Annotated in this window: 16 protein-coding genes; 13 read left to right on the top strand and 3 right to left on the bottom strand. The window is 66.8% G+C overall.

Annotated features, from left to right (window positions below):
* Nucleotides 1–221: 221 nt before the first annotated feature.
* Complete coding sequence (locus C163_RS05105) at nucleotides 222–2297, bottom strand: PhoX family phosphatase (protein WP_025337894.1); 2076 nt, start codon at nucleotides 2295–2297, stop codon at nucleotides 222–224.
* A 224-nt stretch (nucleotides 2298–2521) separates the two neighbouring features.
* On the opposite strand from C163_RS05105, the gene C163_RS05110 reads away from it, so the two are divergent.
* The 12 genes from C163_RS05110 to C163_RS05165 all read left to right on the top strand — a co-directional run bounded on the left by C163_RS05110 (nucleotide 2522) and on the right by C163_RS05165 (nucleotide 13819).
* On the top strand, nucleotides 2522–4162 hold the full coding sequence (locus C163_RS05110) for a hypothetical protein (protein WP_025337895.1): 1641 nt from the start codon (nucleotides 2522–2524) through the stop codon (nucleotides 4160–4162).
* Entirely contained in the window at nucleotides 4162–4584 is a 423-nt protein-coding gene (locus C163_RS05115) for a pilus assembly protein PilZ (protein WP_038407947.1), read from the top strand. Before C163_RS05110 ends, C163_RS05115 begins: the two co-directional genes overlap by 1 nt.
* Before the next feature lie 3 nt (nucleotides 4585–4587).
* On the top strand, nucleotides 4588–6351 hold the full coding sequence (gspD, locus tag C163_RS05120; RefSeq protein WP_075043924.1) for a type II secretion system secretin GspD: 1764 nt from the start codon (nucleotides 4588–4590) through the stop codon (nucleotides 6349–6351).
* Nucleotides 6351–7799, top strand: a complete 1449-nt coding sequence (locus C163_RS05125) for a GspE/PulE family protein (protein WP_025337898.1) — start codon at nucleotides 6351–6353, stop codon at nucleotides 7797–7799. Before gspD ends, C163_RS05125 begins: the two co-directional genes overlap by 1 nt.
* 3 nt (nucleotides 7800–7802) lie before the next feature.
* Complete coding sequence (gene gspF, locus C163_RS05130) at nucleotides 7803–9005, top strand: type II secretion system inner membrane protein GspF (RefSeq protein ID WP_025337899.1); 1203 nt, start codon at nucleotides 7803–7805, stop codon at nucleotides 9003–9005.
* A gap of 17 nt (nucleotides 9006–9022) precedes the next feature.
* Entirely contained in the window at nucleotides 9023–9457 is a 435-nt protein-coding gene (gspG, locus tag C163_RS05135) for a type II secretion system major pseudopilin GspG (protein ID WP_013971171.1), read from the top strand.
* A 3-nt stretch (nucleotides 9458–9460) separates the two neighbouring features.
* Complete coding sequence (gene gspH, locus C163_RS05140) at nucleotides 9461–9898, top strand: type II secretion system minor pseudopilin GspH (RefSeq protein WP_025337900.1); 438 nt, start codon at nucleotides 9461–9463, stop codon at nucleotides 9896–9898.
* Entirely contained in the window at nucleotides 9895–10263 is a 369-nt protein-coding gene (locus C163_RS05145) for a type II secretion system protein GspI (protein WP_025337901.1), read from the top strand. Before gspH ends, C163_RS05145 begins: the two co-directional genes overlap by 4 nt.
* A 772-nt stretch (nucleotides 10264–11035) precedes the next feature.
* Complete coding sequence (locus tag C163_RS05150) at nucleotides 11036–11707, top strand: type II secretion system protein (RefSeq protein ID WP_025337902.1); 672 nt, start codon at nucleotides 11036–11038, stop codon at nucleotides 11705–11707.
* Entirely contained in the window at nucleotides 11704–12780 is a 1077-nt protein-coding gene (gene gspL, locus C163_RS05155; RefSeq protein ID WP_025337903.1) for a type II secretion system protein GspL, read from the top strand. The genes C163_RS05150 and gspL overlap by 4 nt, the downstream gene beginning before the upstream one ends.
* A complete protein-coding gene (gspM, locus tag C163_RS05160) occupies nucleotides 12777–13163 on the top strand; it encodes a type II secretion system protein GspM (RefSeq protein WP_025337904.1) in 387 nt (128 codons plus the stop codon). Before gspL ends, gspM begins: the two co-directional genes overlap by 4 nt.
* Nucleotides 13160–13819, top strand: a complete 660-nt coding sequence (locus tag C163_RS05165; protein ID WP_025337905.1) for a general secretion pathway protein GspN — start codon at nucleotides 13160–13162, stop codon at nucleotides 13817–13819. The genes gspM and C163_RS05165 overlap by 4 nt, the downstream gene beginning before the upstream one ends.
* A gap of 126 nt (nucleotides 13820–13945) precedes the next feature.
* Here the strand turns inward: C163_RS05165 and C163_RS05170 are convergent, their stop codons facing one another.
* Together C163_RS05170 and C163_RS05175 are read right to left on the bottom strand one after the other, a co-directional pair.
* On the bottom strand, nucleotides 13946–14500 hold the full coding sequence (locus tag C163_RS05170; protein ID WP_025337906.1) for a murein L,D-transpeptidase family protein: 555 nt from the start codon (nucleotides 14498–14500) through the stop codon (nucleotides 13946–13948).
* A gap of 22 nt (nucleotides 14501–14522) precedes the next feature.
* The gene (locus C163_RS05175) at nucleotides 14523–15074 is read right to left on the bottom strand and encodes an NUDIX hydrolase (RefSeq protein ID WP_025337907.1); all 552 of its coding nucleotides are present in this window, start codon (nucleotides 15072–15074) and stop codon (nucleotides 14523–14525) included.
* A gap of 125 nt (nucleotides 15075–15199) precedes the next feature.
* On the opposite strand from C163_RS05175, the gene C163_RS05180 reads away from it, so the two are divergent.
* Nucleotides 15200–15799, top strand: coding sequence for a CoA pyrophosphatase (locus C163_RS05180; RefSeq protein WP_003252125.1), 600 nt, complete (start codon nucleotides 15200–15202; stop codon nucleotides 15797–15799).
* Nucleotides 15800–15808 lie beyond the last annotated feature (9 nt).

Consider the following 15808-nt stretch of genomic DNA (forward strand, 5'->3'; position numbering starts at 1 on the left):
CAGGTGGAGGCGCTGGGGGGGGCAATGGCATGCCCGGGTGCCGGCGCAGCAAGTTCGGGTGCGTAGCCGCGAGCCGATGGTGTGGTAAGGCTTGAGATTGCCGGGGCTGCTTTGCAGCCCTATCGCGACACAAGGCCGCTCCTACAGGGGGAATGCGATCCCTTGTAGGAGCGGCCTTGTGTCGCGATAGGGCCGCAAAGCGGCCCCCGTGCACAGCTCGATCAGGCGGTGCCAATCTCCCCGCCATCGATACGCTGGATCACCACCGTCGCAGCCCGCGGCCTTACCGTGGCACCTGCCGGGGTGGCATCGGTGGCCTTGTCGGTATACGGCCAGTTCTCCGGGTGCTGGATGTTGACGAACAGCGTCTTGTTGTCCGGGGTAAAGGTAATCCCGGTCACTTCGCAGCCATTCGGCCCGACGAAGAAGCGGCGCAGGTCCACCTGGTTCTGTGCGTTCACCGGCACCTGCTTGCCGCTGGCATCCACCAGGTTGGTGGGGATCACTGCCAGCAGCTGGTCGTTGGTGTAGTCGGTCACGGTGCTCTCGCCGTTGTCGGTCTCGAACCACAGCACGCCACGGCTATCGAAGCTCATGCCGTCCGGGCTGGCGAACTGGTTCAGTTCGGTCAGGCCGGAGCGGTTGATGTCGGCGGTGCCGGCGGCGTTGGCGCCGAACACGAAGATGTCCCAGGTGAAGCTCAGCTGGTCGTCGCTGTCGTGCCAGCGGATGATGTGGCCGTGACGGTTCGGGCCGCGCGGGTTGGCTGCATCGACCTTTTCCGGGGTGCGCGCGCTGTTGTTGGTCAGGGTCAGGTACACGTCGCCGTTGAGCGGGTTGACCGTGGTCCATTCCGGGCGGTCCATCGGCGTTGCGCCCACGGCATCGGCAGCACCGCGGGTGTTGAGGATGATGCCCGGCAGGTCGCCATACAGTGCGCCCAGGGTACTGCCGCCAGTGGTGGCGGTGCCTACGTCCAGCAGCAGCCATACACCGGTGCCGTCGGCATTGAAGCGGGCGACGTAGAGCTTGCCCTGGTCGAGGTACTTGGCGCCGGTGGCCAGGCGGTCGGCCGGGTTGGCGTCGGCGGCGTCCCACACTGCGGTGGACACCCACTTGTACAGGTACTCGTTGTTCGAGTCGTCACCCATGTACCACACCAGCGGCTTGCCGGCGACGGGCAGGCCCGGGGCGCAGCCTTCGTGGCGGAAGCGGCCCAGCGCCGTGCGCTTGGTGGCCAGGGTGTTGCTGTTGTACGGGTCGATTTCGACGATATAGCCGTAGGTGCTGGCTTCGTTGCGGTAGTCGTCGGTGGCGCTGGCGCCTTTGACGGTGACGTCGAAACGGGCGAATTCGTCGGCCACTTCGCTGCTGTCACCGGCCGCGGTTTCCCACTTGTATTGGCCGCTGGAGGTGCCCACGCCAATGCGGCGCTGGTCTTCGGGGCGGGTGCCCTTGTTGACGAAGATGCCTGGCCAGTTCTCTTCACAGGTCAGGTAGGTGCCCCACGGGGTATAGCCGTTGCCGCAGTTGTTGTTGGTACCGCGGCAGTGGGTGCCGGCGGTGGAGTACTTGGTCTTGACGTGCTCGGTACCCCGTAGCGGGCCGGTGATTTCCATGCGCGAGGCGGTAGTGAAGCGGCGGTTGAGCGGGTCGTTGTCGACCACCTGCCAGCGGCCGCCGATTTTCTGCAGGCGCACCACGCCGGCGCCGTGGGCGTTGATTTCCTTGCGCACTTCCTCGACCGGGCGCTTGCCGTTCACATCGGTGGTCGGGCCGGCAGGGTGCAGGGCGGCGGTGTCGATGTACTCGAAGTTGATCGCCAGCAGGCCGTCTTCGGAGCTGCCATTGATGGGGAAGAAGTGCATGCCGTCATGGTGCATGCCCATGGCGTTGGCCTGGTCGGTCGAGGTGTTGCTGCCGTCGGACTTCCACGGGTTGCCGTTGCTGTTGATCGGCGTGCCCCAGGGCGCCAGCACGTAGGCGCTGTAGCCGGCGGCAACCACGCAGGCGTCGGTGCGCGAGCCCGGGATGGACTGGAAGCCCAGTGCCAGTTTCGGCACTTCCGGCTCAGTCACGGGTGGCTCGGTGACCGGCGGCTCGGTGACCGGATCATCGTGATCGGAACCACCACCGTCGAAGCAGCCTGTCAGGCCGGTACCGGCAATCATGGCGATGGCGGCGCCCAGGCTGCCGCGCATCACGCTGCGGCGGCTCAGGTAGGCGTCCATGACGCTGGCCATCGGCAGGTTGCCGCTTTGGTTCCGGTCCAGGTTGTCGCCGGTATCTCGACTCATCAGGGTGTCCTTATGTTGGCTGAGTTAGAGGAAACCGCGACTTTAGTGCGCAAATATGATGATTCATTGGCAGAAATGTTAAGGGGGTTTTAAAACAACTTGCTCTTAGAAGCGTGCTGTACAGATCACTTTGGAATGGCTGTCGGATTTCTGCCATCAAACTGTAATGCCAACGCCGCAACATCCGGGGCCCTGAATGAACATGGATAAGGATGGCGGGTTCGATGGCAAGCAGTGTGCACAGGCGCGAAGTGATCGGCTGGATGGGTATCGGTGCTTTGGCTCCGTTGCTCGGCGCCTGCTCCGCCTTCCCTGGGCAGCAGGGCGGCAACGCCAGCCTCGACCTGCTGTATGTGGCCGATACCCTCGATGCCCGCCAGCCTGGCCAGGCGGTGGTGCCGGCCACCCGCCTGGGGCCGGTCAGCCACCTGGGCCGCGCCCCATGGATGACCGGCAGCAGTGCCAGCATCGCCTACCCGAAACTGGCGCCGCTGCTCGATGCCAGCCAGGCTGCATCTGCCCAGCTGGGCGGCTACGCGGTGCTGGCGGCGTTGCTCGAGCAGCTGCGCGGCGAGGCTGGGGCGGGCAACAGCCTGACCCTGGAAAACGGCCAGGGCTGGAATGGCAGTGGCCTGGCCTACCTGACCCAAGGCGAAAGCGGCCTGCAGGGCAGCCAGCTGCTGGGCAGCGAAGCGCGGGTCAGCAGCGACGAGCGCGTGCTGTGGCCACAGCGCAGCCCGGCGCTGTATCGCCAGGCTGGCGCCGTTACCCTGGGCGCCGGGCTGGCAGACACGCAACGCCTGGCGTTGGGCCTGGAAGCCTTGCACGTCTTCGAACGCGGCGGTGCACGTATTGCCGTGGTCGGCGTGACCGACCCCTACGCCCAGGACCAGAAAGCCTCCCTTAAACAGTGGTACCAGTCATTGCAGCCGGTGTTCGAACAAGCCCGGCGCGAGGCCGACCTGGTGGTGGCCATGGCCGATGTCGGTACCGGGCCGGGTCTGTGGCTGGCCGAGCGGGTGGCGCAGATCGACGTGCTGCTGTGTGCCCGCGGCCAGGACCTGTGGCCGGCGCCGGTCGAGGTGAGCCAGGCCAGCGGCCGCCGCGTGCCGGTGCTGTTCGCCGGTTGCCGGGGCAGCGGCGCCTTCCGCCTGCGCTGCCAGCGCGTGGCCGGGCTGTGGCAGTTCGACGGGCGTTTCTTCCCGGCCTTTGAGCAACAGCTGGCACCCGCCGCGCAGCAGCGTGTCGGGGCATTACAGGCAGAATTGCGCCAGCAGCGCGCCGGCCACGCGGCCTGGCTCGATCAACCGCTGGCCCGCGCGCCCCAGGCGCTGTGGCGCCGCGATACCCGAGGCGGCAGCTGGGACCGCCTGCTGCATCAGGCCCTGGCCGACGACAGCAGCATGCCGGTGTTGCTGCCGGGCCTGCGTTACGACTACCCGCTGCCCGCCGGGGCGGCCATTACCCGCGAACACCTGATCAGCCTCACCGGTGGCTACCCGGCACCGGTGGTCGAAGCGCCGGCCCGGCAGGTCGAGCAAGTTTTGGAAAACGCCGCGGAGCAACTGTTCGGCGACCCGCTGCTGCTGGACAACAGCCAGGACCTGCCGCGCTGGCAGGGCCAGGCCTGGCGTGTCAGCTACAGCCCGCAAGGCAAGCGCATCAGTGGCCTGGAACCGGTGCAGGGCCTGTGCCGCACCTTTGGCCTGCAATTCGAAACCCAGGCCGGCGAGCCGCTGTGGCAACGGGTCGAAGCCTGGCTCGCCCGCCAGGCGAGCGACTGGCAACTGGCGCCGCTGCAACTGCCCGAAGTGCGCTATGTGCAGGGGCACCCGGGCTGGCACCCAAGGCAACTGGCCTCGTGATGCTCGCCCCGCGCCTGCTGACTGGCGCTGGCCTGACCCTGGCCGGCTGGCTGGCCGCCCAGTGCGTGCTGCTACTGGGCCGCCAGCCGCAACCGGCCACTGCGCCTGCCGCGCCCGACAAGCCGCTGCCTGGCTTGATGGTTGGCCATTGGCAGGTACCCGTCGACGACGGTGCCATCGCCATCACCCGCCTGCCGTTGCAATACCTGGGTGGCCTCAAGGCCCAGCCGCTGACCTCCAGCGTGGTGGTGCTGCGCTATGGCGAGCAGGTGCGCACCTTGGCCCGCGGCCAGCGCCTGGCACCAGGGATCGTGCTGCAGGACATCGACAGCGATGGCCTGATTTTCAACAACCAGGGGCGGCGTGAACGCCTGCCCTGGCCGCCACGCTCCGCCGTGACCGGCTTCAAGCGGCAAGGATGAACGATGCCTGTTAGATATTGCGTGGCGGCCGCGCTGAGCCTGGCCCTGTCCATGGCCTGTGCTGAAGAGCCGGTGTTCGACGACAACGGTACGCCGATGTACGAGGTGAACTTCGTCGACACCGAACTGGGCGAGTTCATCGACAGCGTGTCGCGCATCACCGGCACCACCTTCATCGTCGACCCCCGGGTCAAGGGCAAGGTCACCGTGCGCACCGTCGACCTGCACGACGCCGATGCCATCTACGACATCTTCCTGGCCCAGCTGCGCGCCCAGGGCTACGCCACTGTCGACCTGCCCAACGGCAGCGTGAAGATCGTTCCCGACCAGGCCGCTCGCCTGGAGCCGGTGCCGGTGGAGGCGGGAGGGCAGCAGGGGGAAGGCAGCGACAGCGTGGCCACGCGGGTATTCAATGTGCGCAACGCCGCCAGCGAGCAGGTGCTGGGCATTCTCAAGCCCCTGATCGACCCACGGGTCGGTGTGATCACACCTTATCCGGCGGCGCACCAGTTGGTAGTTACCGACTGGCGCAGCAACCTGGAACGTATCGCCAGCTTGCTGCGCCAGCTTGACCGCCCCCAGGACGCACCAGGCAGCGGCAGTACCCAGGTCATCTACCTGCGCCATGCCAATGCGGGCGAAGTGGTCAAGGTGTTGCGCGGGCTCAGCCAGGAAGGCATGGCACCCTCTGAAGGTGCGGGCGAAGCAGAGGGCAAGGACAGGCCCGTAGTGCCTGTCGCCGGAGGCTCGGGCATCCGCCTGGAGTACGAAGAAGGCACCAACGCCGTGGTCATGGTCGGCCCCGATAGCGAGCTGGCCGCCTACCGCGCCATTGTCGAGCAGCTGGACATCCGCCGTGCCCAGGTAGTGGTGGAAGCGATCATCGCCGAGGTGTCCGACAGCAGCGCCCAGGAACTGGGCGTGCAGTGGCTGTTCGCTGACGAGAAGTTCGGTGCCGGTATCGTCAATTTCGGCAGCAACGGGGTAAACATCGCCAGCATCGCCGGGGCCGCTGCCAGTGGCGACAACGAGGCCCTTGGCGACCTGCTGTCCAGCACCACCGGCGCCATGGCGGGTATCGGCCATTTCGGCGGCGGCTTCAACTTCGCCATGCTGGTCAACGCGCTGAAGGGCAAGAGCGGCTTCAACCTGCTGTCCACGCCCACCCTGCTGACCCTGGACAACGCCGAGGCGTCGATCCTGGTCGGCCAGGAAGTGCCCTTCGTCACAGGATCGGTGACGCAGAACAATGCCAACCCGTACCAGACCATCGAGCGCAAGGAAGTCGGGGTGAAGCTGCGCATCAAGCCGCAGATCAACGTCGACAACAGCGTGCGCCTGGACATCGTCCAGGAAGTGTCGTCGATTGCCGACACTACGGCTGCCAGCGACGTGATCACCAACAAGCGCGAGATCAAGACCAAGGTCATGGTCGAGGACAACGGCCTGGTGATCCTCGGCGGCCTGATCAGCGACGAACTGAGCACCAGCGACCAGCGCGTGCCGCTGCTTGGCGATATCCCTTACCTGGGCCGGCTGTTCCGCTCCGACGCCACCAAGAACACCAAGCAGAACCTGATGGTGTTCATCCGCCCGCGCATCCTGCGTGACGGGCCGAGCCTGGCCGGGCTCAGCGAAGACAAGTACCGCACCTTGCAGCAGACCACACCGCTGCAGTTGCCCGACCTTGCGGATGCGCAAGACGCTACGCCGTTGCTGCAGGTGTTCCCCTCCAGCCGTGCACGGCTGGAAGGCGGTGACTGGTGATGCTGCCTTATCGCCAGGCACGGCAGAGCGGGGTGGCCATGGCCCCTGCGGAGCAGGGCTGGCAGCTATGGTTGCGGCACGACGCCGACAGCGCCCAATTGCAGGAGCTGCTGCGCGTGCACGGCCAGCCCAGCCTGCTCGAATACCTGGAGCCTGCACTGTTCGACGAACGCCTCGGCCAGCTGTACCAGGCCGGCGATGCTGCCACCGAGGCGCTGATCGAAGGCATCGGCGACCAGGTCGACCTGGACAGCCTGATGAGCGAAATGCCGCGCATCGAGGACCTGCTGGAAAGCGACGACGAAGCCCCGGTGATCCGCCTGATCAACGGCCTGTTCGGCCAGGCCCTGCGCCTGCGCGCTTCGGACATTCATATAGAAACCTTCGAGCAGAGCCTGGTGGTGCGCCTGCGGGTCGATGGCCACCTGCGCGAAGTGTTGCGCCCACCGCGTGCGCTGTCGGCCATGCTGGTGTCGCGGATCAAGGTCATGGCCCGTCTGGACATCGCCGAAAAGCGCCAGCCCCAGGATGGCCGTATCACCCTGCGTGCGGCGGGGCGCGAAGTGGATGTGCGGGTCTCGACACTGCCCGGCATCCACGGTGAACGGGTGGTGATGCGCGTGCTCGACAAGCAGGCCAGCCTGCTGGCGCTGGGCAACCTGGGCATGCCAGCGGCGGTGTTGCAGGGCCTGCGCAGTTGCCTGGCACGGCCCAACGGCATCGTGCTGTCCACGGGGCCGACCGGTTCGGGCAAGACCACTACCCTGTATGCCAGCCTCAACAGCCTCAACGACGGCAGCCGCAACATCCTCACTGTCGAGGACCCGGTGGAATACGCTATCGCCGGCATCGGCCAGACCGCTATCAACCCGCGTGCCGGGCTGACCTTTGCCAGCGGCCTGCGCGCCATCCTGCGCCAGGACCCGGACGTGATCATGCTCGGCGAAATCCGTGACCAGGAGACCGCGCAGATCGCCGTGCAAGCCAGCCTCACCGGCCACCTGGTGTTGTCCACGCTGCACACCAACAGTGCGGTGGGCGCGGTGACCCGCCTGCGCGACATGGGCATCGAACCGTTCCTGATCGCCTCGTGCCTGCGCGGCGTACTGGCCCAGCGCCTGGTGCGGCGCCTTTGCAGTTGCGCCGTCGCGCACCCGCTGCAGCCGGCGGAACGCGACCTGTGGCCCGAACTGGCGGCGCTGGGCAGCAGCTACCACGCGGTGGGCTGCGAGCAATGCCAGGGCAGCGGGTATATCGGGCGCCTGGGCCTGTATGAATTCATCGAGCTGGATGCCGGGCTGATCGGCCTGTTGTACGACGGCGCCAGTGAACTGGCCATGCAGGACTACCTGGCCGAGCGCCGGCAGAGCCTGGTGGCGATGGCCAGCGACTGCCTGGCCCGTGGCGAGACCAGCCTGGCCGAAGTACTGCGCGTGGTGCAGGGCTGAGCCATGCCGACCTATCGCTACCAGGCCGTCGACCTAGCCGGCAAGACCCACAAGGCCAGCTTGCAGGCCGACAGCGAACGCCACGCCCGCCAGTTGTTGCGTGAGCAGGGCCTGTTTGCCCGCCGCTTGCAGCGTCACGAAGCCGGCACCCGGCAACCCCGGCGCCAGCGCCTGAGCCGCGCCCAGCTGTGCGAACTGACTCGTCAGCTGGCCACCCTGACCGGTGCCGGCATCCCTCTGGTCGACGCCCTGGCAACCCTGGAACGGCAACTGCGCCAGCCCGCCCTGCACGGTGTGCTGGTGGCCTTGCGCGGCTCGTTGGCCGAAGGCCTGGGCCTGGCTCGCAGCCTGGCACGTCAGGGGGCACCGTTTACCGGCCTGTACTGCGCGCTGGTCGAGGCCGGCGAGCGGTCCGGCCGCCTGGCCCAGGTGCTGACCCGCCTCGCCGACCACCTGGAGCAGGTTCAACGACAGCAGCACAAGGCACGTACCGCGCTGATCTACCCCGCCGTGTTGATGGGGGTGTCGCTTGCCGTGGTGGTAGGCCTGATGACCTTCGTCGTACCCAAGCTCACCGAACAATTCGCCCATGCCGGGCAAAGCCTGCCGCTCATTACATCGCTGCTGATCGGCCTGAGCCAAGGGCTGGTGCAGGCCGGACCCTGGCTTTTGGGGCTGGCCCTGTTGCTCGGCGCGCTCGGCGGCTGGTTGCTGCGCAAGCCGCACTGGTGCCTGCGCCGCGACCAGTTGCTGCTACGCCTGCCACATATCGGCAGCCTGCTGCAGGTGCTGGAAAGCGCGCGCCTGGCACGCAGCCTGGCAATCCTCAGCGGCAGCGGCGTGGCCCTGCTCGAAGCCCTGCAAGTGGCCACCGAAACCGTCGGCAACCGGCGTATCCGCCTGGCCATGGAGCAGGTGCGCCAGCAGGTGCAGGGCGGCACCAGCCTGCATCGCGCGCTGGATGCCAGCCAGCAGTTCCCGCCGCTGCTGGTGAACATGGTCGGCAGCGGCGAGGCCAGCGGCACTTTGGCCGACATGCTCGAGCGCGTGGCCGACGACCAGGAGCGCGGCTTCGCCCGCCAGGTCGATACCGCCATGGCGCTGTTCGAACCCCTGATGATCCTGGTGATGGGCGCCGTGGTGCTGTTCATCGTGCTGGCGGTGCTGTTGCCGATCATGCAACTCAACCAGGGCCTGCAACTGTGACGACAAGGAGTACTGCCATGCAGCATCGACGTAACCGCCAGCGCGGTTTCACCCTCATGGAAATCATGGTGGTGATCTTCATCATCGGCCTGCTGATCGCCGTGGTCGCGCCCAGCGTGCTGGGCAACCAGGACAAGGCCATGAAGCAGAAAGTGATGGCCGACCTGGCCACCCTGGAGCAGGCGCTGGACATGTACCGCCTGGACAACCTGCGCTTCCCCAGTAGCGAGCAGGGCCTGGCCGCGCTGGTGAAAAAGCCGGCCCAGGAACCGCTGCCACGGGCCTGGCGCAGCGACGGCTACGTGCGCCGCCTGCCGGAAGACCCGTGGGGCACCCCGTACCAGTACCGCATGCCCGGCGAGCATGGCCGGGTCGACGTGTACTCGCTGGGCGCCGACGGCCTGCCGGGCGGCGAAGGCCAGGATGCCGACCTGGGTAACTGGGAGCTGTAACGGGTGCGTCGTCAGCGGGGCTTCAGCCTGATCGAATTGCTGGTGGTGCTGGCCATCGCCGGGCTGATGACCGGATTGGCGGTGGCCGGGTTCGGCAACAGCCAGGCCAGTGTCGACCAGGCGCTGCAACGGCTGGCGAGCGAGACCCGGGCGCAGGCCGCGCTGGCCCGGCATGCCGGGCAGCTGCGCGGGCTGCGCTGGAATGGCCAGCGCCCGGAGTTCGTCCGGCGCGAGGGTAATGGCTGGGAGGTCGAAGCTGTCGCCCTTGGTGACTGGCCCAAGGGCCTGCGCCCGGACTGGCCGGCCAGCCCACAGCCGCGCCTGTTGTTCACCCCGCATGGCTGGGCGCAACCGGGCAACGTGCGCTGGCGCTGGGCCGATGGCAGCGAGCAATGGGCCTGGAGCCGCGATGGCCGCTTGCAGGTGGTGGTCGCCCCATGAAGCGGCATCAGCGTGGTTTCACCCTGCTTGAGGTGACCGTGGCCCTGGCGATTGCCGCGGTGCTGGCAGTGATCACCAGCCAGGTTTTGCGCCAGCGCCTGGCGGTGCAGGACAACCTGCAGCAACACCGCCTTGGCCTGCTATGCGCGCGAGAACTGCAAACCCGCTTTGCCGTCGAGCAGTACTGGCCGGCGGCAAACCAGGTTGGAGGTGAACTGAGCCAGGGCGGCCAGCGCTGCCACTGGCAACTGCAGCTGCGCCGCACCGGCGTACGTGACCTGCGCCGTGGCGAGCTGCTGTTGTTCGCCGACCGCGACCAGCGCCTGCCGCTAGGCCAGTACACCGTGTTCCTGGAGCGGCCATGAGTTACAGAAACCGTGAAGCTTGCGCGGCCCCTGTGGGAGCGGGCATGCCCGCGAAGCAGGCGACTCGGTGTATGGCACCGGCTTCGCCGGTGTTCGCGGGCGCGCCCGCTCCCACAGAGACCCAGTTCCACCCCGCGCAGGTGCCTGCCCCTGGATCAGCCGTGAGTGACAGAGATCGTGAAGCTTGTGCTCGCCCCGTGTCGGGACGACGGGCACTCGCCCGGGCGAAGGCGAGGCGACTCGGTGGAGTGGCACCGGCTTCGCCGGTGTTCGCGGGCGCGCCCGCTCCCACAGAGGCCCAGTACCACCCCGCGCAGGTGCCTGCCCCTGGATCAGCCGTGAGTGACAGAGATCGTGAAGCTTGTGCTGCCCCTGTGGGAGCGGGTTTACCCGCGAAGCAGGCACCGCGGTGTATGGCACCGGCTTCGCCGGTGTTCGCGGGTGAACCCGCTCCCACAGGGAGGGCGTATACCCGTCAGCCCAGCATCCAGCGTGTGAAGCAGCGACAGGCCGGCCTGCCCCTGGAGCGGCCATGAGTTACAGAGATCGTAAAGCTTGCGCGGTTCTTGTGGGAGCGGGTTTACCCGCGAAGCAGGCGACTCGGTGGATGGCACCGGCTTCGCCGGTGTTCGCGGGCGCGCCCGCTCCCACAGAGGCCCAGTACCACCCCGCGCAGGTGCCTGCCCCTGGATCAGCCGTGAGTGACAGAGATCGTGAAGCTTGTGCTGCCCCTGTGGGAGCGGGTTTACCCGCGAAGCAGGCACCGCGGTGCATGGCACCGGCTGCGCCGGTGTTCGCGGGCGCGCCCGCTCCCACAGGGAGGGCGTATACCCGTCAGCCTTGGACCCAGCCGAGCAAGCACCGCCAGGCCGGCCTTACCCTGATCGAGCTGATGGTCGCCCTGGCACTCACTGCTGTGCTCGGCATCATGCTCGCCGCCCTGGTCAACGGCTGGCTCAAGGTTCGCGAGCGCCTGCAGGTCACCGCGCAGGAAACCTCGGTGCTGGACTTCTGCCTGGCTCTGGAGCGTCGCTTCGATAGCCCGGTAATGCGCCGGGTCTACGACCAGCGCCTGCCCTTGGCAAGCCGCTGGCTGGACTGGCAACCGGCAAGCAACCAGTTGCTCTGGGTCGCCAGCACCGGCATGCCGGAAGCCGAGGGCGGCTCGCGCCTGCAGCGCCAGCGCCTGCGCTTCGAGGCCCGCGAGCAGCGCCTGCTGCTGGAAAGCTCGGCCGATCTCTATGCCGCCGCCGCCCCACGCTGGGTCCAGCGCGAGCGGCTCGACCAGGTCAGCGCCATGAATGTTCTCTATTACCAGGGCGGCCGCTGGCTGGCCTGGCCTTCCGACCAACCTGCGCACCCCGGCCGTGGCGTGCGTCTGGAACTGCAGCGTGACGGAGCACCCTATGTCTGCACCTTCGCCCTCCCGTGGGGGCGCTCATGAAGTTTGAATGGCGGCGGCGCAGCCCGGCCCAGCCGTGGTTGTTGCTGCGACCGGGCGTTGTCTGGCACTGGGCGCTGGCCGAGGGCGGCCTTGTGCAACGCCAAGGGCAGGGCGAGCCCCCGGCGAACCTGCAGGCCCGTGTGGCGTTGATCCTGCCTGCCGAGGCCTGCAGCTACTTCCGCGTGCCGGCACCGCCGGGGCTCAAGCGTGAAGAATGGCCGCTGTTGCTCGAAGACCGCTTGCTGCAGGCCATTGACGAGGTGACATGCGCCTGCCTGGCCCGCGAGCCCGGCCATCTTCGGTTACTGGTAGTGGCTCGTCAGCAACTGGAGGACTGGCGCGGGCAGTGCGCCGAATGGGGCTTGCAGGTGGCACGTTGCTGGGCAGAACTACAGCTGCTGCCGCCGCCCGAGTCGGGACATGCCTGGCAATGGCAGCGCACACCCGGCATGTATTTGTACAAAGGGCTGGCCGAAGACAGGCAGGAGCACTGGCTGGCCTGGCCGGATGCATTGGGCGAGGTGCCACGGCAACCGTGGGCGGAGCTGCAAAAGGTTCCGCTGAGCGGTGACTGGCCCAGTACGCTGGCACCGCTCGATTCATTGCCCGGCCTGTTCGAGCGTACCCGCAAGGTGCGCTCGCTGCCAGTGGTGTCCCGGCCGCAGCAACGGCTGCTCGCGGCCTGTCTGGTACTGGCTGCCGTCTGGGGCGGGCTGTGGTTGAGCAAGCAGTGGGCCCAGGCGCAACTCTGGCGCAGCCAGGTCGTCGCCGTGACCGGTGAGCAGGCCAGCCCCCGGCAAGCCGCGCAGGCCCTCAAGCGCCTGCGCGAAAATGAATTGCAACAGCAACTGCGCACGCGCCAGCTCGAAGACCTGCAGACGGCGTTGCAGGCCTGGCTGCGTGACCACTCCGGCTGGCGTCTGCAAGCGGTGCACTTCGATGGCCAGCGTTGGCACTTGCGGCTGGAGGGCGAGGGCAGTGCGCCGCCATGGAGCGAGATGGCGACAGCTGCCGGGGCCTCGGTCCAGGTGCAGGACGGCCAAGTGGTGTTCGACCTGGGAGCAGCCTCATGAACCGGGACTGGGTACAGCGTCATCGTTTGAAGTTTGCTTGGGCGCTGATTGCCCTGTTGCTGACCTTCCTGACCCTGCGCGCAGGCCTTGCGCAATGGCGCGAGCTCAGCCAGTGGCGCGGGCTGGCCGAACAGGCCGTCAGCCTGCAAGGCGGCCCGGGGCTGAACCTGGAGCGGCTCCGACAGTCGGCCCAGGCGCGGCAGATCGAACTGGCCGAGGTCGATGCGCAGGGCAAGACCTGGCAACTGCGTGGGCAGGTGGCAGACGAGCGCGTACTGCAAGGCTGGTTGCAAAGCCTGCGTGCAGAAGGTGCACAGCTACTGCAATGGGGGCTGGAGCAGGATGGCAAGGGCCTGCGCTTCAACCTGGTGATGCAGCCATGAGCCGCAAGGGCATGGCGTGGGTTGTGCTGGTGTTCGTGGTGTCGGTATTGGTTGAGCTTCCGGCCAATTGGGTGGTGCGTGCATTCGGCCTGCCAATGCGTGACGCCAGTGGCAGCCTGTGGCAAGGCCAGGCCCAACAGTTGGGCCCCGTCGGGCCTTTGCACTGGACGGTCCAGCCTTGGCGCTTGCAGGCGAATGCGCAGCTGGGCTTTCAGGGCCAGGCCTGGCAGTTGCGCGCCGAAGGCTGGCCGTGGCGCTGGCGGCTCGACGCCTCTGCGGTGGGCGCCCAGGCGACCGTTCCGACGGATTACCGCCTGGCGGGACAGTGGCAGGGGGCATTGCGAATTCAGGGGGCAGGGCGCCAATGCCGTGCCAGCGAAGGCCGCATGACGGTAACTGACCTTGCCCTGAGCGAGCCCTGGTCGCTCGGCCTGGGGCAGGGCTGGTTGGAAATGGGCTGCCAAAGCGGCTGGCGCCTGCGCGGGCAGTTGGTGCAGCAGGGGCAGCATCAACTGGCCGTGGATGCCGACCTGCGAGGGCGCCGGGCGCAGGTAGTGTTCGAGTTGCAGTCGGAGGCGGCGCTAACGCCTTTGTTGCGTGGGGTGCAGTGGCTTGGGCCGCAGGCATTGGCAGGGCAGCGAGACTTGCGTTGGTAAGGGGAAATGCGTGGAGATTGCATGAAGGCTGGGAGGTGATCGGTTTGAGTCTTGAGTGGGGGCGCATATCGAGCGCCGCGCGGGCGGCACTCGATCGGGCAGACGCCTGAAATGCCCCGACAAACCTCAGGGCCGAATTTCGATCAACGTGCCATCCCGCACCAGGTCCCACACTTCCTGCATGTCGCGGTTACGCATGGCAATACACCCATCCGTCCAGTCCAGGGTGTGGAAGTACCACTCCGGGTACTCGTCGTTGATTGGCGTGCCATGGATCATGATCATGCTGCCGGCGCTCACCCCTTCGCGGGTGGCACGGGCGGCATCGGTGATGTTCGGGTAGTTGATGTGCATGGCCAGGTTGAAGCGGTCGCTCTGCTTGCGCCAATCCAGCCAGTACAGGCCCTCGGGGGTTTTCTTGTCGCCTTCGCGCTCCTTGGCGCCCTTTGGCTGCTTGCCCAGCGAGATACGGTAGGTTTTCAGCGGTTCGCCACGGCTGATCAGCTGCAGGCGGCGCTCGGACTTGATCACCAGTACCTTGTCGATCAGCGGTTGCATGGCCTGCTGCGAAGGCGATGGGGTTTGCGCTGCCGGCTGGGGCTTGCGGATGATGGTCTCGGTGAAAGCCGCCTGGGACACCGAGGTAACGCAAAGGCAGAAAAGGGCAAGCAACCAGCGCATGTAACGGTATCCCTGAAGGCTTCTAGGTAATGGGCGAGACGTTCATCGGCGGCAGGTATTCATGGCCTATGGGGTAGTGCTGCCCGATGCGATCGCGATAGTAGCATTCTAGTGTGCGAGTGACGGTGCGGAAAGCCAGCTCGCCCCACGGTATCTCATGTTCCTCGAACAGCCGCACCTCCAGGCTTTCGACACCGACCGCGAAATCAAGGTCCGCCAGTTCGGCGCGGAAGAACACGTGCACCTGGTTGATGTGTGGCAGGTCGAACAGCTGGTACAGGCTCATGCTGCCGACCCGGGCGCAGGCCTCCTCGACGGTTTCGCGACGGGCGGCCTGGTCCAGGGTTTCGCCGTTTTCCATGAAACCGGCAGGCAAGGTCCAGAAACCGCGGCGTGGCTCGATGGCGCGCCGGCACAGCAGCACCTGGCTGCCCCAGGTCGGCAACACGCCGGCTACGATGTTGGGGTTCTGGTAATGGATGGTCTGACAAGACTCGCAGACATACCGCAGGCGGCTGTCGCCATCGGGGATCCGCTGAGTGACCGGCTGGCCGCACGCGCTGCAGAATTTCATGTGTCGTTCCTTTTTGCTCTGGGCTATCTTGGCGCGCCGGCCGTGCTGCCGCAAGCGCACGGGGCTTGGGTGCTTCGCGCCTTTGGTGCATCATGCAAGGCAGGCCTTGGATACGAGCGTGCGCAATGCTGGACGAGCTACTTCGCCGAATGAGCAACCACCAACCCGCATCACTGGAAACCGACCGGCGGTTCCCCGAAGCGGCGGTCCTCTTGCCCATTACCCGCAGCGAAGCGCCCGAACTGGTCCTGACCCTGCGCGCCAAGGGCCTGTCCACCCACGGCGGCGAAGTGGCTTTTCCTGGTGGCCGCCGCGACCCGGAAGACCCGGACCTGGTGTTTACCGCGCTGCGTGAAGCCGAAGAAGAAATCGGCCTGCCACCAGGCCTGGTGGAAGTGATCGGCCCACTCAGCCCGCTGATTTCGCTGCACGGCCTGAAAGTGACGCCATTCGTCGGGCTTATCCCCGATTTTGTCGAATACCGTGCCAATGATGCCGAGATCGCGGCAGTATTCACCGTGCCGCTGGAATTCTTCCGCCAGGACCCGCGCGACCATACCCACCGTATCGATTACCAGGGGCGCAGTTGGTATGTGCCCAGCTATCGCTATGGCGAATACAAGATCTGGGGGTTGTCGGCGATCATGATCGTCGAACTGGTCAACCTGCTGTTCGATGCCGGCATCAGCCTGCACCAGCCCCCTGAGCGTTACATCGAAAACTGAGCGGGGCCA

The sequence above is a fragment of the Pseudomonas sp. FGI182 genome, from assembly GCF_000511325.1.
Classification (GTDB): domain Bacteria; phylum Pseudomonadota; class Gammaproteobacteria; order Pseudomonadales; family Pseudomonadaceae; genus Aquipseudomonas; species Aquipseudomonas putida_Z.